We start from the raw sequence: 17,304 nt of genomic DNA on the forward strand, positions 1-17,304 counted from the left end.
GACCGCTTAGAAGCCGCCAAAGTTGCCACCAAAACCACCGCCGTTGCCGCCGCCACGGTAACCTCCCACGCTGCCGCGGTGATGGTGGTGGCCGTAACTGCTGTGATGGGAAGGACGGCGGTACGATCTGCCGCTGTGGTAAGGCACGATGCATGAACTTACTGAGCTCAGCGTGAGGATGGCCGTGCAGAGAACGAGGAGTTTTGTTTTCATTTGTTCAATGGTTTTAAAGCTGCAAGCGCAGGTCTATTCAAGGCATCGGCCCCCCATCTGCTTTGGACGAGACATAAGATGAGGGATGCGAGGCAGCCTATCAACCAACGAGCAGCGCCCCGAAAAGGGCGCTGCGAGTTGAAGTTTCAGAGCCAGCTGGATTCAGCCGTCTGAACTGGCGTCTTAGTGGTGATGAAAGCCACCCATGTGGCCCCCATGGAAACCGCCTACATGAGTGTAACCGCCGCGATAGCCACCAAAGCCTGGCCGATACCCAGTAAAGCCAGGGCGATAGCCGCTAAAGCCGGGCCGATAGCCGGTAAAGCCAGGACGACCGTAGTAGGGTGAACGGTAGCCGCCGTAGGCGTAGCCGGGGCGGGCGTAGTAGTTGTTGTAAACACCGTAGCCGCCCCAAGGGCGGTAGTAACCAGTGCTGGCGTAGCCGTAAGGCACGACGCAGGAACTGAGCGATCCAAGGGTAATGACCGCTGTGAGAAGCAGCATGAGTTTTGTTTTCATAATCACTGAGGGTTCACTGGGATTCGACGCTGGCACTGCGGCTGTATTCAAGAAATTGCACCCCTATGGCAGGATCGGGGCCGATGGATTCCAGCTTCCCATTCGCCGCTCTTCATGCCAGCATCCCTGCGCCATGAAGTCTATTCTCAGCCTTGCGTTTGTCTTTGCCTGCACCTGCACCTCCTTTGCGCAGAGAAGCGCGCCGATTGTTTCACCGGAGGTTCAGGACGATCACAGCGTGATCTTCCGCCTGCGGGCTCCCAAATCTCAAAGCGTTGCTTTGCGCGGACAGTGGCAAAAAGAACCCGTGCCGCTGACGAGGGACGCCGAGGGGCTGTGGAGCCTCAGCGTGCCGAACGTGCCCGCAGGCGTGTGGGAGATGAGCTCGCGATGATCGACCCTGTCAATCCGGCGCTGAAGCCGCAGCGCAATCCCACCTCCAACATCCTGCACATTCCGGGCACGCCGCCGAATCAATCCGTGTTTTCCTAAACTCATGCAGCCCCCTTTGCGCATCGCCATCGTTGGCTCTGGCACGGCCGGGCCTGCGGCGGCGATCTTCCTCGCGAGGGAGGGGCATGCGGTGACGCTTTTCGAGCGTGCGCCGCAAAAGCTGCCGGTGGGTGCGGGCTTCATGCTGCAGCCCACCGGCATGGCGGTGCTGCAGGAGCTGGGTCTCGCGGAAGAACTGCGGCCGCATATCGCCACGATTTCAAAGCTGTACTGCCGCACGAAGTCCGGGCGCACGCTGCTGCACCTGACTTATGAAGAACTCGGCAGCGGCCTCTTCGGTGCGGGCACGCATCGTGCCACGCTGCTGGATCTGCTGCTCGGTGCTGCGCAGAACGCAGGCGCCGAGGTGCTCTGGAACACGCACATCGCCAAGCTCACGCGTGATGCCACTCAGCGTCCCATGCTGCACGATGCCAATGGTGCAGGGCATGGCCCTTACGATCTGCTGCTGATCTGCGATGGGGCGCATTCCACGCTGCGGGATCAAAGCGGCGTGCCCGCACGCGTGAGCCGTTATCCCTGGGGCGCGCTGTGGTTTATCGGCAAGCGGACACCGGAGTTTGATCCGCAGGTGCTGTGGCAATGCGTCGGCAACACGCGCGAGCTCACCGGCTTTCTGCCCACCGGCACGCAGGACGATCTGCTCAGCCTGTTCTGGAGCATTCGCCTCGATCACATCGAGCGATGGCGGAAGACTCCGCTGGAAGATTGGAAGCGTGAGATCCTTGCCCTGGCCCCGCAGGCCGAAAGTTTTCTCAAGCAAATCGACTCGCATCAACAAGTCGCCACTGCGGCTTACCACGACGTGCGCATGAAGCAATGGCACGGCGAACGCGTGGCCATTCTCGGTGATGCCGCTCATGCGCTGAGTCCGCAACTCGGGCAGGGGGTGAACCTCGCGCTGATGGATGCGGCTGTGCTCGCGCAATCTCTCGCCACGCAAACATCCCTGCCCGCAGCCCTCGCGCAATATTCCAGCACGCGTCGGAAACACCTACGCTTTTACCAGTTCGCCACGCGATGGACGACGCCCTTTTTCCAGTCGGATCTTCTGCCGCTGGGGTGGTTGCGTGATCTGGTGTTTCCGATCATTCAAGGCATGCCGCCGCTGCGCCGCCAGATGACGGCGACGATGGCGGGTGGGAAGACGGGGCCGTTTAGCAGTCTCGAGATCATGCGCTAGTCTTTCTTTGATTCGTAGTCCTCCATTCATGCGCGATCTGAAGGCGCTGCTTCAAAGCTTGGAGGACTTCATCAAAAACAGCGCCCGGAGAGTGTCCGGGCACTGCGAAGAAATGCACAGGAGCTGACAGAATCCATCAGTTCAGGAAAGGTCTCAATGGTGATGGCCGCCGTGATGTCCGCCGTAGCTGCCACCACCGAAGCCGCCGTGGCCGCCATACCCGCGGCTACCACCGTAACCGGAGCGGCCGTAGCTGCTGTAGCCGCCGTACGAGGGGCGGTAGTAGGATCTGCTGTAGCCATATCCTCCCCCGTAACCGCCGCCGTAGCCATAAGGGGCGATGCATGAACTCAAAGAAGTCAGAGTGAGAATGGCCGTGAACAGAAGAACCAGTTTTGTTTTCATAAGTGAATAGTCCGACGCAGCTACTGCGGGTCTATTCAGTCAATCGCTGTGCATTACAAAAGGGGCGGTGGATTGCAGGGGCCTTTCCTGCCTGCAGGACCCCATGGTGCCTCGCCGTTTTTAGCTCCGTGACCATGCGGCACTGTTAGCAGCATTGAAACACCATCCATGCACGGCTGAAGTCTCCGGCCTTCATGTCCGACTCTCTCATCCAGAAATACAGCGTACCCACATCGCCCCACATCCAGCCTGTGTCGTCATCGGTGTCGAGTTGCAGCAGGAGTTTCCATTCGCTGGCTCCGGCGCGGAGTTCTTCCACCCGCGGGTTCTTGTAGCCCTCGGGACCGCCGACATAGATGCCATTTGAGGCCAGCTGGCACTCCAGCTCCATGTCATCTCCCTGCACCGGAGTGGGAAAGCCCAGCACTTGATGCCGCGTCCGTTCGCCAAACACTTCCTGGCGGTAGTTGGTGTAAGCGTCACCATCGCGCTTCCAGTCAAACTCGGCGCTCGGCAGCCGCGGTGTATCCGGCAGCAGTTCGATGCGCTCAGCTTGCACAGGCTTGCGCTGATAAATAAACTCCTCGGGCAAACCCTCTGGGGCACTGCGTTCAGGAAGGGACCTGCAGTCCGCCTGTGTATGAACGACCTGCCAGCCTTCAACATCTTTCGGATCAAAACCCCACACGCCCTGCTCCTGATCGTAGAAAAAGAACAGAAAACCCGTCGCAGGCAGGCTTGAAGCCATCGCAGAGTGAACCTCTGCCAGATCAAGCTGCGCGAGAAATGCCTGCGGCTTTCCGCCATATTGAGGCCACGCTGTGTCAGAAGGCATCTGTGGCAGACCGCCCAGCCGTGAAAACCCCGCTGCACCGTGGGGTGCCAGCAGGACCGCCGGCTGTGCCAGTGCAGCAAACCGTGCTTTGATGGACGCCCGGTCAGCCTTTCCCGTCTCGGAGACGTTCGACGCCGATGCTTCGCCTCCAAATAATCCCAACAAGCGCTTCAGCCAGTGCATCCATTTCTTTGGAGCTGCCCAACACTGCAAGCAAGCAACGGTTCTGGCAGCAGTCACTATGAATGGCTGCTTCCGAATCTCAGAAAAGTCAGAGCATGCCGGCCAGATCTGCGGCGAGCTGCGCGGCTTCGTGCACGGGACGCCGGGCCTCGCGCTCGACGGGTGGCAGGGCGAGATCGGCTTCGTTGAAGACGCGCACGGCCATGTGGAGCTGGCCGTCTTTGATCCAGGTGTGGGCACCCACGGGGGTCTGGCAGCCGGCGCCGAGGATCTTTAGAAATTCGCGCTCGGCGGTGATGCGGGATTCGGTTTCGGCGTGGTTGAGCGCGCGGATGGCTTTGATCGTTGCTTCATCTCCTGCGCGGCATTCGATGGCGATGGCGCCCTGCCCGGCGGCGGGGAGGAATTTCACGGGATCGAGCACCAGGCCGTAGAGCGTGTGGGTGTCGATGTGGATGCGGCTCAGGTTCGCATTGAGCAGGCCCAGGCGCAGCAGGCCGGCGGCGGCGAGCAGCACGGCATCGAGCGCATTTTCACCGAGCACTTTTTTCACGCGGGTGGGGACGTTGCCGCGGATCTCGACAATCTGGACGTCGGGGCGCAGGAACTTGAGCTGCGCGGCGCGGCGCACACTGCTGGTGCCGACGCGCGCGCCCTGGGGCAGGGTTTCGAGGGTGTAGGGATGTGCGCTGACGAGAACGTCCTCAATGGCGGCACGTGGAAGAACGGCGGCGATGGTGAAGCCGGCGGCGAGATCGCTGGGCACGTCCTTGAGGCTGTGCACGGCGGCGTCGATCTGGCTGTCTGCGAGCGCGATTTCGAGCTCCTTGATGAAGATGCCTTTGTCCACCTGCGCCACGTCGCTGAACTCGGAGAAGCGGAGGTCCTGGCGTTTGTCACCGCTGGTCTGGATGATCTGGCGCTCGATCTGCAGATGCGGATGCGCGGTCTGCAGGTCTGCCGTGACCATTTTTGTCTGAGTGAGTGCCAGCTCGCTGCCGCGGGTGCCGAGGATGATTTTTGCGGGGGTCATGGTGGGGTTCCCAGCTTTTCACGTACCGGGGCGGGACGCAAGGAATGCTCGCTCAGGTTTGCGCCCGAACTTGTGCCATGCTGCGCTCCACTTTTTCCCGGTCTGCGGCAACGAGCGGGTTGGCCGCATGAAGCTCCTCCAGCCGTGTCCAGGTGATGATGCCGGTGCCCAGCAGGGCACGCACCCAGACGATGTCCTTGGGACGCCCGGCGTAGAGTTTGTTGTAGGCGACGTCACAAACATCCAGAACGTGCAAAACGAGGCCTTCTGGGAGAATGATCTGATGCGCCCGCTCTTTCCAACCTGGCGGCGTACAGCGCACGGTGTCAGGAGTGGCATAGTCAGCATAGACCAGTTCTGTGTCCCGAAACTCACTCTCCGCTCCGATAAAACGATCCACCAGCATGCTGTCGAAATACAGGATGGGCAGGTTCTGCGGGACGAAGTCAAAATCCACGGAGAAGCGCAGTTCCCCGGGAAGTTCCGGGTGCAAGGCCGCCACAGCCCCGGATCCAATGACATAGGCATCCGTCAGCGCTGGCACACACCACTTGAGTTTGCGGGCGACTTTCTCAAGATCTGCCAGCGTAAGCTCTTTGCCGTACATCTTCGTTTTCTTCCGGGGTGATGAAGGGGCTGCCGTGAAAAGGCGAGGAGGACCGCAGCCGCTGGCCTTCGTCATCCGCAGCTTCCAAAATGTCGCAAATCTGTCCGATATTGGACCGCTCCAAGAGCTCAAGCCATTCTGCCTGGGGTCGATAGAGAGCCGATTTCCTGGCCGCAAGGCGCTCTTTGGCTGTTTGAATCAAATCAGGATTCTCACGCAGCCGTGCCGCCACCATTTTGCCGCGCTGCCATTGCATCCAGTCCTGCACCAGATAGTTCGGCGGCAGGTCGAGCCAAGGCGGAAACATCGGGACTTCATCCGATGCACTCTGCGGTGTCTCGATTGCGACTGACATGGTGCGAAGATGCACCGGGTGGGTGTCTGCGGCAAGCCCGGCTTCGCAGGCTCGGCTAGTCTGGCGCTATTCTGCAATCCAGGCTTCGGCTGTGCCTTTATGGACGTTCGCCCGGATTCCGGCTGAAGCCGGTACTACGGAACAGCGGTGGGTGATGCGGGACCAGTCAGGCGAGCTTCAGACCGCCGCTGCCGGGGGATTTGAGGAAGCCGTATTTTTCGAGCTGCTCTTCGATGATGCGCTCGCAGGAGGCGAGCTGGCGGAGGCGCTCGCGGCGGCCTTCGTCGGCGATGGCCTGGAGGGCGTCGATGTCGTAGAGATAGACGCCTTCGATGTTGTTCACGGCGGGGTCCACGTCACGGGGCACGGCGATGTCGATGATGAGCAGGGGCTCCCAGCGGCGCTTGCGCATGACCTGATCGATCTGCTCGGGCTTGATGACAAAATGGGGGGCGCTGGTGCTGGAGATGATGACGTCCACCTCGTGCAGGGCGTGCTCCCATTCGTCGAACTTCATGGCGCGGCCCTTCATCTCGGTGGCGAGTTCCACGGCTTTGTCGTAGCTGCGGTTGGAGACGATGATGCTCTTGGCGCCGCGTGAGAGCAGGCTCTGCGCGCAGGTGCGGCTCATTTCGCCGGCGCCGACGAGCATGACGCGGCACTCTTTGAGATCGTGGACTTTTTCCGCCAGATCCACGGCGACGCTGCCCACGCTGGTGGAGCCGCGCTGGATGGTGGTCTCATTGCGCACCTTTTTGCCGACGGTGAAGGCCTGCTGAAAGAGCTTATTGAGTGAGCGGCTGGTGGTGCCGGTGTCGAGGGCGACTTTGTAGGCGGCTTTGACCTGGCCGAAGATTTCCGTCTCGCCGAGCACCATGGAGTCGAGCCCGCTGACCACGCGGAAAAGATGCCGCGCGGCCTCGGCGGAATCGAGATTGTAAAGCACCAGGGCTTCTGCGTGCTCGGGCTGAAGTTCGAAGCGTTCGATGAGGTATTGGCGCAGGGCAGCGTGGCCCTCCTTGCCGCTGGGCAGGGCGTGCGTGGCGTAGAGCTCCACGCGATTGCAGGTGCTGAGGACGACGCTTTCTTCAAATCCTGGCAGCCCGCGCACCTGCTGCACGGCCAAAGGCACCTGCGCCTCGGGAAACGCGAGGCGCTCACGCACCTCGACGGGGGTGGTTTTGTAGTTCAGGCCTACACAGACGAGGCCGCTGCGAATGTCCGTCGGCTCAGGCATGCGTGACGATCCACAATGAGATGAACGGCAGGATGAAGCCGATGACGGCCAGCCACGCGGTCTTGCGCGGGGAGGTGAAATGTTTCCACATCAGGAGGGAGATGACCGCATACAGGGCCCAGACGATCCAGGCGAAGACGACGTGGCCGGTCTTTGTCATGGGCAGATGCAGGGCAAAGGAAATGCCGAGCGCGATGCTCAGCAGCAGCAGGCCGAGGCGCACGGTGCGCTGGATGGCGTGCGCGAGTCCCTGGATGGGCGGCAACTGGTAAAACAGGCCGCCGATCTGGTGCCGCTTCAGCATGCGCTCCTGCACGAGGTACATCACGCCCGTGATGCAGGCCAGGGCGAAGGCCGCGTAGGAGATGAGGGCGAGCGCGATATGCAGCTCCACCAGCGCATTGATGGGTCCCTTGGGATTGTAGGGAGCGAAGCCGTTCGTGAACGCCATCACCTGCATGAGGGTGACGAGCGGCGAGGTGAAAACCCCCAGCAGCGACAGGCGGAAGGCCGGGCCGACGAGGAAATAGAGCAGCACAATGCTCCAGGCGATGAAGACCAGAATGTCCGGCAGGCTGCGAATGGGGCACTGCCGCACCTCCTCACCGCGCAGAAAGATGAAGCCGGTCTGCAGGGCAAAACCCAGCGCCATGAGGAAGAACTGCGCCCGCGCCTGCTTCCAGGCACCGGCCTTGAGCGCCAGCAATGCCTGCACGAGCGCGCCCACAAAGATGAGGGTGGCGGCAAGAAGCAGTTGCTGAGAGGCAGGCATTGGATCGGGGGGCGGACATTCGTGGTCTTGTGACGTTTCTGCAAGGGTGAAGGCAATTCTGGGCGCAATGTTCCCATCGCTTGCGCATCCCCGCATCTCCTCCATGATCGCAGGGCATGGCTCCCGACATTCTCGACAGCATCCGCCGCACGATCCGCGACGTGCCTGATTTCCCCAATCCCGGCATTCTTTTCAAGGACATCACTCCGGTGCTGGCGAATCCGACGCTGCTGGCGCAGACGATTGATGGCATGATAGAGGCCACGGGAATCACGGAGGTGGACAAGGTCGTCGGGATCGACGCCCGGGGTTTCATCTTTGGGGCGCTGATCGCCGAGCGCTTGGGCGCGGGATTCATTCCGGTGCGCAAGAAGGGCAAGCTGCCCTGGCAGACGCGGGGGATTGATTACTCGCTGGAATACGGCACGAACTCGGTGGAGATGCACCTGGATGCCATCTCGCCGGGGGAAACGGTGCTGCTGGCGGACGATTTGCTCGCCACGGGCGGGACGGCGGCGGCGGCGCTGCACCTCATTGAGCAGGCGGGCGGCAAGGTCCTGGGCAGCACGTTTTTCATTGAACTGGCGTTCCTGGGCGGGCGCGAAAAAGTGAATGATTCCGGCCCGGTTCACGCACTGATCACCTACTGACTTCTGCTGAAATGACCGAACGCGACTACCTGCGGCACCTGAACAAGAGCGCGCAGAAATTTTTTCCGCCCGAGGACAAGCTGCCGCGTGGACGCACCGAAACGCTGCGCCAGGCGAAGCGTTTTCTCAAGATCAAGGAGCAGCGCATCAAGCAGCGGCACCGCTCCGGCAGCTTTAGCGGAGCGGAAATCTGCCGCATGCGCTCGGATGTGATGGATTTCCTGGTGCGCATCCTGTGGGAGGAGTCGCTGTCGACACTGGACCCTGCGGTGCGTGCCAAGCTCAATGTCAGTGTGATCGCCCACGGCGGCTATGGCCGGCGGGTGATGAGTCCGGGCAGCGATGTGGACCTCACTTTCATGTTTCCCGGCAACAGCGGCAGGGTTTCCACCGAAGTCGTGCAGCTGATCCGCGACTACCTGCTCTACTTCTACGATTTGAAGCTCAAGGTGGGCCATGGCTCACGCTGCGTGGGCGAGTGCATCAAGCTGGCCAATGAGAGCATGGAGACCAAGACGGCGCTGATGGAGGCGCGCCTCGTCACAGGCCAGAAGACGGCTTTTGAGGAGTTCCGGTCCCGTTTTGACAAGGAATGCATGGACGGGCAGGAGGGGGACTTTTTGAAGCTGCGGCAGATCGATCTGAACAGCCGCCATACGAAGTATGAGAACACCCCCTTTGTGCAGGAGCCGCATGTGAAAAACGGCTGCGGGGGGCTGCGCGACTACCAGAACCTGATCTGGATGACGTACGCGCGGCACCGCACGCTGAACCCGAAGGATCTGGTGGCGCTCGGCCTGATCTCCAAGGCGGGCTGGAAGGAGGTGGAGCAGGGGTATGAATTCATCCTGCGTGTGCGCAATGAAATGCACTACACCGAAAAGCGGGCCGAAGACCTCTTGACTCTGCGCCTGCAGGGGCCGGTGGCCACGCACCTGGGCTACCGCCACAAACGCATCCTGCGCCGCATCGAGGCGCTGATGCACGGCTACTACACGGCCACGCGCGACATTTTGCAGCGCAGCAATGAGGTGATGGACCGCTTCCATCTGGAGGCGCTGGAAACCCGCAAGGAGAGCAAGCTCATGGGCTTCATCGCACGGCGGAAGGCTGAGAAGGAGCAGGAGAGCTTCGACGGCTTCAACCGCAAGCATGAGCGGCTCTATGCGGAAAGCCCGACGATCTTCAAGGATGATCCGGAGCGCATGATGCGCCTCTTTCTCCACACGCAAAAGCGCCACCTGCGCCTCAGCCCGGATTTGTTTCAGCTCATTCAGGACAACTTCCGCCTGGTGGACACCAGCTTCCGCTACAGCAAGGCGAACCGCGAGACGTTTGAGACGATTCTCTCCCACAAAGGGGATGCGGCGCGCACGCTGCGGCAGATGCACCGCGTGGGCTTCATCGGCAGGTACATGCCGGAGTTTGGTGCTCTCACCAATCTGGTGCAGCATGAGTTCTTCCATCTCTACACGGCGGATGAGCACACGCTGCGCACCATCGACAAACTTGATGAGCTGAGTGATCCCACCCTGAAAGGCGTGGACCTCTTTCAGCAGCTGTTTCACGATCTGCAGCAGCCGTATGTGCTGTATCTCGCCCTCCTGCTCCATGACGCAGGCCGTGCGGCCAACAAGAAGACGCACAGCGATGAAAGCACCACGCTGGCCGCCGCCGTCTCCCGCCGGCTGCAGATTAAAGGTGAGCGCCGCAGGCTGCTGCTCTTTCTGGTGGACAATCACCTGCTGATGTACCGCACCGCAACGACGAAGAGCCTGGATGATCCGCAGGTCATCGAGGAGTTCGTCAGCATCGTGCGCACGAAGGAGAATCTGGACACGCTGCTGCTCATGACCTATGCGGACTCGAAGGGCACCAGCGACAAGAGCTGGTCGGGCTACAAGGAGGCGTCCATCCGCCAGCTCTATCACAGCGCGCTGCGTTTCATGAACGCGCCGGCGGATTTCATGCGCAATGTGCAGGTGCCGCTGGAGGATCTGAAAAAGGAGGTGCTGCGACGCCTTGGGGCCGGCTATGAAGCGGAAGTGGACGCGCACTTCCGCCACATGCCGCCCTCCTACTTCAATTTCCGCGAGGCCGATCTCATCGCCACGCATCTGCGCCAGTTCCGGCAGTTCTTTGAGCAGCTCATCCGTGAAGAGGCTGCGGCAGGACTGCTGCCTGTCATGGTCTGGGAGGATCACGTGGACCAGGGTTACAGCGAGCTCACCGTCGTCTGCTGGGACCGCCACCTGCTCCTGGCGCGCATCTCCGGCGCCCTGGCGGCGGAAAGCATCAACATTCTCAGCGCGGATCTCTACCAGCGCGCCGACCACCTGGTGCTGGACACCTTCCGCGTCTGCAACACGAACTTCGCCGCCGTCACCACCAAGAGCGCCCGCGCACGTATCGAGGAATCTGTGCGCAAAGCCTTCAGCGGGCAGACCTTTGATTTCGGGGATGCGATCACCCAGAAGCTGGGCAAGTCGATCACGATGCTGGATGAGATCGGCGCGGAGATCCCGCAGCGCATCTACGTGAACAACCACCTCTCGCCGGACCAGACGGTGCTGGAGCTGCAGCTGGTGGACCGCCTCGGGCTGTTGTATGACATCTTCATGGCCATCGGCCGCCTCGGGCACAACGTGACGCATGCACGCATCAGCACGGAAAAGGGGGTGGCCATCGACGCCATTTACGTGCAGGACGAGCACAGCCAGAAAATCACCGACCGCGAGAAACTGGACGAACTGGCCGCCGCCGTGACGGAGGCTGCGCACCTGCGGTTGAGCTCCGCCAAGGAGTGATCTGCTGATACATTTGCCGCACTGCAGCGTTCGGAGAGCGCCCATGAAGCTCTCCGAACTCCTGCTCTGCTTTGCCGCTGCGCTGCTCTCATCCGCCCATGCTGCGGATGCGGGCAAGCCCAACATCCTCATCTTTTATCTCGATGACATGGGCTGGGCGCAGCCTGGTGCCTATGGTGGGAAAATGGCTCCCACGCCGAACATGGATGCCCTGGCCGCTGGCGGCGTGCGCTTCACCAACGGTTATTCCTCGGGCTGCGTGTGCTCGCCGGGCCGGGTGGGTCTGATGACGGGCCGCTACCAGGCGCGCACCGGCCATGATGCCAATCCCACCAAAGCAGGCCGCGAGCTGCTGCTGAGCGAGACCACGCTGGCGCAGCACCTTCAAACCGCAGGCTACACCACGGGCATCGTGGGCAAATGGCACCTTGGCGACACCAGCCCGGAGTTCATGCCAGCGGCACGTGGGTTTGACTTTGCCATGGGTACTGTGGGCAATCTTGGTGAAGGCAAAGGGCCTTCGTTTTATCGCGGCAAAGAGCTGGTGGAAGACTTGGCGGGTGCGCCGGTCACTTCACCCGTTTATGCACGGGAGTCGGTGAATTTCATGGAGGCGAATCAGGCCAAGCCCTGGTTTCTCATGCTGTCCTTCAACGCCGTGCACAGTCCGCACGTGGCTTCGGAGAAATGGCTGGAAAAATTCAAGCACCTGCCGAAGCACGATGCGGCCTACGCTGCGCTCGCTGCAGAGGCGGACGAAGCCATCGGCACGGTGATGACGAAGCTGCGCGAGATGAAGCAGGAGGAAAACACGCTCATTTTCCTCATCAGTGACAACGGCGGAGCCTATCAAAACGCTGAGATGGGCGGGCTGCGCGGGCACAAGTGGTTCGTGTGGGAAGGCGGCATCCGTGTGTCATGGATGGCCGCGTGGAAGGGGCACATTCCTGCGGGCCGTGTCAGTGATGAGCCGGTGATTCAGCTCGATGTCCTGCCAACGGCTCTCGCCGCGGCGGGTGCAACGACTTCCATTCCACTCGATGGCGTGAACCTGCTGCCTTTGCTGGAAGGCAAGGCCGACAAGCTGGCCCCGCGTGAACTTTACTTCCGCTTCGGTGTGCAGCAGGCCGTGCGTCAGGGAGACTGGAAACTTGTGAAGGCCAGCAAAGACATGCCGCCCATGCTGGTGAACCTGGCCACCGATCCCGGTGAGCAAACCGACCTCAGCGCCAAGGAGCCGGAGAAAGCTAAGGCGCTGCAAAAGCTCTTCGACCAATGGAACGCCACCATGCAGGCACCCCGCTGGGAGGACCCACGCTGGAATGGCGAAGAGAGCCGCAAGGCTGGCAAGAAAGAGAAGCGGAAGAAGAAGGCGAAGGAGTAGCGCGAGGCTGAAGGCTCCACTCTGGACTGCATTGGCCTGGAGCGTTTTGAATTATTTTATAGCCCTTTTGACTCCTGCCATCGTGCGGACTCAAAGCCAATCCCCTCACCCCAGCCCTTTGACTTCGTCTATCTCCGCTGCGCTCCGGTTCCCCGAAGAAAAGGGTTCAGTGTCGTCGTATGCCAGGGGCAGGGAGAGGGAGAACCGCTTTTGGCGGCCCTGATTTCAGCGGACACGTAATTACTTAAAACGCTGTAGAGAAAATTTTCTCCATCACCTCTGAGACAGAATCGAATCTCGATTCGACTTCCAAACGGAGTGTCGCCAAGCGCGATATTCGGGAACAATTGGGGAAATTCAAAGGCGACTCTACCGTGCGATGGCTGTGGCCGCAGCTCGGTCTGAGCCCCCCATGAAGCACGGGGAAAAAGAAAATGCCGCTCTGGATTCTGCGAATCCGGAGCGGCATGAATTCAGCCCATAGGGCCTGCGGTTACTTTTTCTTCTTGCCGCCGAGGAGGGTGAGAAGGAGCACCAGTGCGACCACACCAATGCCGATGAGGATCATGTTCATCATGCTCATGCCTTCTGCCTCTGGGGCAGGCGCAGGTGCTGCTGCCTGAGGCTGGGCGTAGCCGGGCTGCTGAGGCTGCTGCGCATATCCAGGCTGCTGAGGCTGGCCGTAGCCGGGCTGCTGGGGTTGCTGAGGATAACCGGGCTGCTGAGGCTGGCCGACAGGAGGAACGGCACCCGGCTGGGCTGGGTAGCCATTGGGCTGGCCTGCAGGCATGGCTCCTGGCGCCGGGGCGGCACCGGGTACAGCAGCAGGGGCGGGAGTGCCCCCAGCAGCAGCGGCGGCGAGGGCGGCAGCCACTTTGTCGTCCATGCCAGGTTCAGCCGTGCCAGCGATGGCTGAGGAGCCGCCGGCGGCACCAGCGGCGGCAGGCTGCGTCTGCCCCTGCGGGGTGTTCACCTGCTGGGCAAAGTAGGCGTGGCGTGCACGGTAGTTGGTGAAGACGCTGCGGTAGAATTCCTTGCTTTTGGCATCGGCGTTGGCGGCGGCGGCTTCGCCTTCCATGATGGCCTCACCCATCTTGGTGAGTTCGGCCTTGTCCTTGCCAGCCTTGGCATCGGCACGGATCATGCGTTGGATGGCTTCGTTGGTCTTGGTGATGACGGCAAGGTCGAGACTGGTCAGAGCATCCTTGGCTTCGGCGATGGACTTGCCGAGGGCCTTCAAGCTCTCCAGATCGTACTTGTAAGGGGTGTACCATCTGCTGGTCTTGCGCTCCTGTTCGTAGGTGGAGAGCCAGGCGTCCCTTTCCTTCTTGATGGCGTCCTTCATCCGTGTCAGGTCGGGCTCGATGAGCTTTTTGATGCCCTCCTCACGGATCCTCTGCAAGGCAGGCTGGTCCTGAATCATCTGCGCGACCTGCTTGTCGTACTTGGTCAAAACTTCGAGGATCTCCGCGACGGCCTTGGAATAATAGACGGAGGCGGTGTTGCCGCTGGCGGGGTCGTTGAGTTTGTCGAATTCCTTGAGCGCGCCGGTGAAGTCCTTGGCCTGGATTTTCTCCAGCATCGCCGCACGGATGGAGAAAGCCTTGATGTTGAGGCTTTCCGCCTTGGCCTCTTCACGGGTGAGCCATTTGCCTTCGAGCTTCACGCCGCCAGCCACGACCTTTTCTTTTTCCAGCTGAGCTTCGGAGATCATTTTTTCCACTTCCGCAGCTTCCTTCGTGCCGGGGTAGCGGTTCACGAAGGGACGCAGGCGGTCCTGAATGAGCTGCTCATACTTTTCCGCCGACATCAGGTCCGGGGTGGGAACGGCCTTTCGAATTTCGATAATTTCCACTTCTTCCGGCTTTTGCTTGAGGATGCCCCCTTCCGCGATGTCGGTGCGCGGGATGTCCTTTTCATCCATGATCTTCGGAGTCAGGTGATACCGCATCCGGATGGAGGTGGGCGTCTCGGAGAGAATATTGCCTTCCAGCTTTTTGCCGTCTTTGAGGGTCACGATGTCGGCGTGCAAAAATCCGGCGCTGCTGGCAAGGGCAAAGACGACAGACTGGTAGCGGCTCAATTTCATGGGAATGCAGGGTTGGATAAGAGAAGGGGATTAGCAGGCGCGCGGCAATTTGCGCGGGTTACGAGAAATAACTCAAAACCATACCGCGAGTAAAGAACGAAGCTCATTTTCCTCCGTGCGAAGGGGAAATGGACTAGCTGGAGCGGCGTTTGAGCACGATGCGCTTGAAGCGGGCACTGCCGTCCTGGCTCACGCTCATGACTTCGGGGTCGTTGACGAAGACGTTGTGGATGAGGCGGCGGTAGTAGCTGTTCATCGGCGGGAGGTCCGCGTTCTGGCCGGTGGCGCGCACGCGGTCGCCGAGCTCCTTGGCACGAGCGACCATCTTGTCCTCACGCATGGAGCGGTAAAATTCCACGTCCACGCGGACGCGCGGGGCGTCCTTGATGTGGCGCTGCAGGACGCGGTTTACCAGGTACTGGATGTCTTCGAGAGTCTCTCCGCGGCGGCCGATGAGGGCGTCCGAATCATCTGTGAGCACCTGCAACGTGGGGCCGTCAGGGCCGTTGTCCTCCTCGATCTGGACCACGAAGCCCAGATAGCCGAGCATCGTGTCAAGAATATGGCGTGAGTGTTCGAGGGGTGTCATGGATCTCTAGCCTCCCAGACGTGGCGGTTTCGGGCCTTTTTTCTTGTTATCTTTTGAGGGTGCTCCCGAGTTGAAGAAGGGGTTTTGAGCCGGTGCGGCTTTGGCTGCGGGCTTGAGCGCTACTTTCTCAAGCTTGGGCTCGGGCATGTAAAGTTTCATGATCCGGGTCTGGAAGACGCTGAAAATGTTCTGGGTGGACCAGTAAAGCGCCAGGGCGGCGGCGAAGTCATAGCTGATCCAGAGGAAGAACAGGGGCATCAGCATGAAGATGCGCTGCTGGGTCTTGTCCACCGTCGCAGGCTGCGGGGTGAGCTTCATCTGGGCCACCATGGTGAGGCCCATGATGATGGGCAGGGGGTTGATGTTGAAACCCAGCAACTGGCCCTGGGTGTCTGCGGCAGCCAGATCCCGGACCCACCAGAAGGACTGGCCGCGAAGCTCGGCCGCCACTTCCAGCACGCTGTAGAGACCGATGAAGATGGGGAACTGCAGGAACAAGGGGAGGCAGCCACCCAGCGGATTCACACCGTAGTCCTTGTAGAGCTTCATGGTCTCCATCTGCTGCTGCTGCGGATTGTCCTTGTACTTCTCCTGCAGCTCTTTCATGAGCGGACCGAGGAGGCCCATGCGCTTCATGGTCATGGTGGATTTCGCATGAATCGGCCAGAGGCAGAGACGGACGAAAATCGTCAGAAGGATGACCGCCAGACCCCAGCTGCCGCTGATGTTGTGCATCCAGCGCATGACTTTGGAGAGGGCGATGCTGACGATCTTGAAGTAGCCGTAAAACATCGCGTAGCTGCGCTGGTGGCCGATGCGGCTGAGGCGGTCGTATTCCTTCGGGCCGAGGTAGATCTGGTAATTTTCCGTGACCGAGGCACCCGGGGCGAGATCCACCACCGGCAGGCTCATGGCGGCATCGTAGGTGAAGTCTTCGATCTCCGCCTTGCCCACGCTGGCTGCATCAATCGGCTGTGCGAGTTTGCGGCGGCCAGCCCAGAGCTTGGCGGGGGCATCCTTCTCCGCCATGCGGGTGACGATATGGGTGTAGAAGCGGCTCATCACGCCTGCGTAGCGCAGTGCATTGAAGGATTGGCGGTACTCCGTCGGCGCAGCGCTGAAGAAGCCCTTGCCAAAGTATTTCGACAGCTCGTGGTCTGTGTCCCCAGCGTTGTTCCAGAAGAAGCCGTCATAGCGTCCTTCGTCATGCTTCAGAGCGGTGGCAGCGCCAGTGTAGAGGTAGTATTCCTCAGAGCGATGCTGCGCAGTGCCGGTGTTTTTGAGGGTGATCTTGAGATCGATGAGATGCTCGTCTCCTTCCGGGCCTTCGGTCAGGGTGTACTTTTTAGTCACCACGATCCCTTCGGCGGTGGTGCCTTCGAAGGTGGCGCTCTTGTCGCTCTTTTCGGTCAGCTTGTAGGCCAGGGCATCCATGCCGGAGGCTTCGCGACGCAGGGCGCCGATGGCTTCCAGGCCGTTCTTGTTCAGGGTCACCTGATCCGTGCCGGCCAGTGCGGCGCGGGCGATGCCGCCGCCTTTGGAGGTGAGTTCAAACGTGACGGTGCCCACTTTGATGGAGTGAGTTTCCACCGGCACTGCGGCAGCCACGGGAGCCGCAGGCGCTGCGGGTGTGACGCCGGGGGCGGGGGTCGCGGCTGAAGGTGCTGCGGGTGTTTCCGCCGCTTTTTTAGCGGCCTGCTCCTGCTTGATGCGCGCGGCCTCGGCCTGGGCGAGCTTCTGATTTTCCTGCACGTAGTACAGGTTTACCCCCGCGAGGATGACGCAGAGCGTCACGATGATCCAACTTTTGCGGTCCATGAAATTTTTTAGCTTTGGGTGAGAGAGGTTTTTGTGAAAATGCGGGTCTCCTAGGTCAGGGCGGAGACACGGCTGGGGAGCAAGGGCGAAAGCAGACGGACAAATGGCGAGC

17 protein-coding genes are annotated in these 17,304 nt (G+C 60.8%); 5 read left to right on the forward strand and 12 right to left on the reverse strand.

Annotation, left to right across the window (positions count from 1 at the left end):
• Window positions 1-6 precede the first annotated feature (6 nt).
• Window positions 7-213 (reverse strand): hypothetical protein, encoded by a 207-nt coding sequence (locus tag AC24GY_RS17810; protein WP_487685900.1) that lies wholly within the window; start codon window positions 211-213, stop codon window positions 7-9.
• A 183-nt stretch (window positions 214-396) separates the two neighbouring features.
• On the reverse strand, window positions 397-732 hold the full coding sequence (locus tag AC24GY_RS17815) for a hypothetical protein (RefSeq protein WP_487685903.1): 336 nt from the start codon (window positions 730-732) through the stop codon (window positions 397-399).
• A gap of 133 nt (window positions 733-865) precedes the next feature.
• Between AC24GY_RS17815 and AC24GY_RS17820 the strand changes: the two genes are divergently transcribed.
• Both AC24GY_RS17820 and AC24GY_RS17825 read left to right on the forward strand, forming a co-directional pair.
• Window positions 866-1,126, forward strand: coding sequence for an early set domain-containing protein (locus tag AC24GY_RS17820; protein ID WP_422316104.1), 261 nt, complete (start codon window positions 866-868; stop codon window positions 1,124-1,126).
• Between the two features lie 102 nt (window positions 1,127-1,228).
• Window positions 1,229-2,428: an FAD-dependent oxidoreductase gene (locus tag AC24GY_RS17825; protein ID WP_487685906.1), complete on the forward strand. Its 1,200-nt coding sequence runs from the start codon at window positions 1,229-1,231 to the stop codon at window positions 2,426-2,428.
• A gap of 153 nt (window positions 2,429-2,581) precedes the next feature.
• Here AC24GY_RS17825 and AC24GY_RS17830 read toward each other — a convergent pair whose 3' ends face one another.
• From AC24GY_RS17830 to ccsA, 7 genes are all read right to left on the reverse strand, one after another.
• The gene (locus AC24GY_RS17830; RefSeq protein WP_487685909.1) at window positions 2,582-2,833 is read right to left on the reverse strand and encodes a hypothetical protein; all 252 of its coding nucleotides are present in this window, start codon (window positions 2,831-2,833) and stop codon (window positions 2,582-2,584) included.
• A 145-nt stretch (window positions 2,834-2,978) separates the two neighbouring features.
• On the reverse strand, window positions 2,979-3,851 hold the full coding sequence (locus AC24GY_RS17835; protein WP_487685912.1) for a YwqG family protein: 873 nt from the start codon (window positions 3,849-3,851) through the stop codon (window positions 2,979-2,981).
• 88 nt (window positions 3,852-3,939) lie between these two features.
• Entirely contained in the window at window positions 3,940-4,884 is a 945-nt protein-coding gene (gene hemC / locus AC24GY_RS17840) for a hydroxymethylbilane synthase (protein ID WP_422316096.1), read from the reverse strand.
• A 52-nt stretch (window positions 4,885-4,936) separates the two neighbouring features.
• The gene (locus AC24GY_RS17845; RefSeq protein ID WP_487685915.1) at window positions 4,937-5,491 is read right to left on the reverse strand and encodes a DUF6036 family nucleotidyltransferase; all 555 of its coding nucleotides are present in this window, start codon (window positions 5,489-5,491) and stop codon (window positions 4,937-4,939) included.
• On the reverse strand, window positions 5,457-5,846 hold the full coding sequence (locus tag AC24GY_RS17850; protein WP_487685918.1) for a hypothetical protein: 390 nt from the start codon (window positions 5,844-5,846) through the stop codon (window positions 5,457-5,459). Before AC24GY_RS17850 ends, AC24GY_RS17845 begins: the two co-directional genes overlap by 35 nt.
• A gap of 166 nt (window positions 5,847-6,012) precedes the next feature.
• Window positions 6,013-7,083: a glutamyl-tRNA reductase gene (gene hemA, locus AC24GY_RS17855; protein WP_422316090.1), complete on the reverse strand. Its 1,071-nt coding sequence runs from the start codon at window positions 7,081-7,083 to the stop codon at window positions 6,013-6,015.
• Window positions 7,076-7,855 carry a cytochrome c biogenesis protein CcsA gene (ccsA, locus tag AC24GY_RS17860; protein ID WP_487685921.1) on the reverse strand — a complete coding sequence of 260 codons (780 nt, stop codon included), beginning with the start codon at window positions 7,853-7,855 and terminating at the stop codon, window positions 7,076-7,078. The genes hemA and ccsA overlap by 8 nt, the downstream gene beginning before the upstream one ends.
• Window positions 7,856-7,971: 116 nt before the next feature.
• Between ccsA and AC24GY_RS17865 the strand changes: the two genes are divergently transcribed.
• Genes AC24GY_RS17865 through AC24GY_RS17875 form a run of 3 tightly spaced genes read left to right on the forward strand, consistent with a single transcriptional unit; the run spans window position 7,972 to window position 12,696 of the window.
• The gene (locus tag AC24GY_RS17865) at window positions 7,972-8,505 is read left to right on the forward strand and encodes an adenine phosphoribosyltransferase (RefSeq protein ID WP_422316084.1); all 534 of its coding nucleotides are present in this window, start codon (window positions 7,972-7,974) and stop codon (window positions 8,503-8,505) included.
• Window positions 8,506-8,516: 11 nt separating this feature from the next.
• Entirely contained in the window at window positions 8,517-11,312 is a 2,796-nt protein-coding gene (glnD, locus tag AC24GY_RS17870) for a [protein-PII] uridylyltransferase (RefSeq protein WP_487685924.1), read from the forward strand.
• A 43-nt stretch (window positions 11,313-11,355) separates the two neighbouring features.
• Window positions 11,356-12,696 carry a sulfatase-like hydrolase/transferase gene (locus tag AC24GY_RS17875; protein ID WP_487685926.1) on the forward strand — a complete coding sequence of 447 codons (1,341 nt, stop codon included), beginning with the start codon at window positions 11,356-11,358 and terminating at the stop codon, window positions 12,694-12,696.
• Between the two features lie 493 nt (window positions 12,697-13,189).
• Here the strand turns inward: AC24GY_RS17875 and AC24GY_RS17880 are convergent, their stop codons facing one another.
• The 3 genes from AC24GY_RS17880 to AC24GY_RS17890 all read right to left on the reverse strand — a co-directional run bounded on the left by AC24GY_RS17880 (window position 13,190) and on the right by AC24GY_RS17890 (window position 17,192).
• Window positions 13,190-14,785: a PTPDL family protein gene (locus AC24GY_RS17880; RefSeq protein WP_487685930.1), complete on the reverse strand. Its 1,596-nt coding sequence runs from the start codon at window positions 14,783-14,785 to the stop codon at window positions 13,190-13,192.
• Window positions 14,786-14,918: 133 nt separating this feature from the next.
• Entirely contained in the window at window positions 14,919-15,374 is a 456-nt protein-coding gene (locus AC24GY_RS17885; RefSeq protein WP_487685932.1) for a Jag family protein, read from the reverse strand.
• 6 nt (window positions 15,375-15,380) lie between these two features.
• The gene (locus AC24GY_RS17890; RefSeq protein ID WP_487685934.1) at window positions 15,381-17,192 is read right to left on the reverse strand and encodes a YidC/Oxa1 family insertase periplasmic-domain containing protein; all 1,812 of its coding nucleotides are present in this window, start codon (window positions 17,190-17,192) and stop codon (window positions 15,381-15,383) included.
• Window positions 17,193-17,304 lie beyond the last annotated feature (112 nt).

The sequence above is a fragment of the Prosthecobacter sp. Pr1 genome (assembly GCF_057652315.1).

Coding starts and splice junctions, on each gene's coding strand:
- AC24GY_RS17810 (WP_487685900.1), bottom strand. CDS start 213: ATGAAAACAAAACTCCTCGTTCTCTGCACGGCCATCCTCACGCTGAGC.
- AC24GY_RS17815 (WP_487685903.1), bottom strand. CDS start 732: ATGAAAACAAAACTCATGCTGCTTCTCACAGCGGTCATTACCCTTGGA.
- AC24GY_RS17820 (WP_422316104.1), top strand. CDS start 866: ATGAAGTCTATTCTCAGCCTTGCGTTTGTCTTTGCCTGCACCTGCACC.
- AC24GY_RS17825 (WP_487685906.1), top strand. CDS start 1,229: ATGCAGCCCCCTTTGCGCATCGCCATCGTTGGCTCTGGCACGGCCGGG.
- AC24GY_RS17830 (WP_487685909.1), bottom strand. CDS start 2,833: ATGAAAACAAAACTGGTTCTTCTGTTCACGGCCATTCTCACTCTGACT.
- AC24GY_RS17835 (WP_487685912.1), bottom strand. CDS start 3,851: ATGCACTGGCTGAAGCGCTTGTTGGGATTATTTGGAGGCGAAGCATCG.
- hemC (WP_422316096.1), bottom strand. CDS start 4,884: ATGACCCCCGCAAAAATCATCCTCGGCACCCGCGGCAGCGAGCTGGCA.
- AC24GY_RS17845 (WP_487685915.1), bottom strand. CDS start 5,491: ATGTACGGCAAAGAGCTTACGCTGGCAGATCTTGAGAAAGTCGCCCGC.
- AC24GY_RS17850 (WP_487685918.1), bottom strand. CDS start 5,846: ATGTCAGTCGCAATCGAGACACCGCAGAGTGCATCGGATGAAGTCCCG.
- hemA (WP_422316090.1), bottom strand. CDS start 7,083: ATGCCTGAGCCGACGGACATTCGCAGCGGCCTCGTCTGTGTAGGCCTG.
- ccsA (WP_487685921.1), bottom strand. CDS start 7,855: ATGCCTGCCTCTCAGCAACTGCTTCTTGCCGCCACCCTCATCTTTGTG.
- AC24GY_RS17865 (WP_422316084.1), top strand. CDS start 7,972: ATGGCTCCCGACATTCTCGACAGCATCCGCCGCACGATCCGCGACGTG.
- glnD (WP_487685924.1), top strand. CDS start 8,517: ATGACCGAACGCGACTACCTGCGGCACCTGAACAAGAGCGCGCAGAAA.
- AC24GY_RS17875 (WP_487685926.1), top strand. CDS start 11,356: ATGAAGCTCTCCGAACTCCTGCTCTGCTTTGCCGCTGCGCTGCTCTCA.
- AC24GY_RS17880 (WP_487685930.1), bottom strand. CDS start 14,785: ATGAAATTGAGCCGCTACCAGTCTGTCGTCTTTGCCCTTGCCAGCAGC.
- AC24GY_RS17885 (WP_487685932.1), bottom strand. CDS start 15,374: ATGACACCCCTCGAACACTCACGCCATATTCTTGACACGATGCTCGGC.
- AC24GY_RS17890 (WP_487685934.1), bottom strand. CDS start 17,192: ATGGACCGCAAAAGTTGGATCATCGTGACGCTCTGCGTCATCCTCGCG.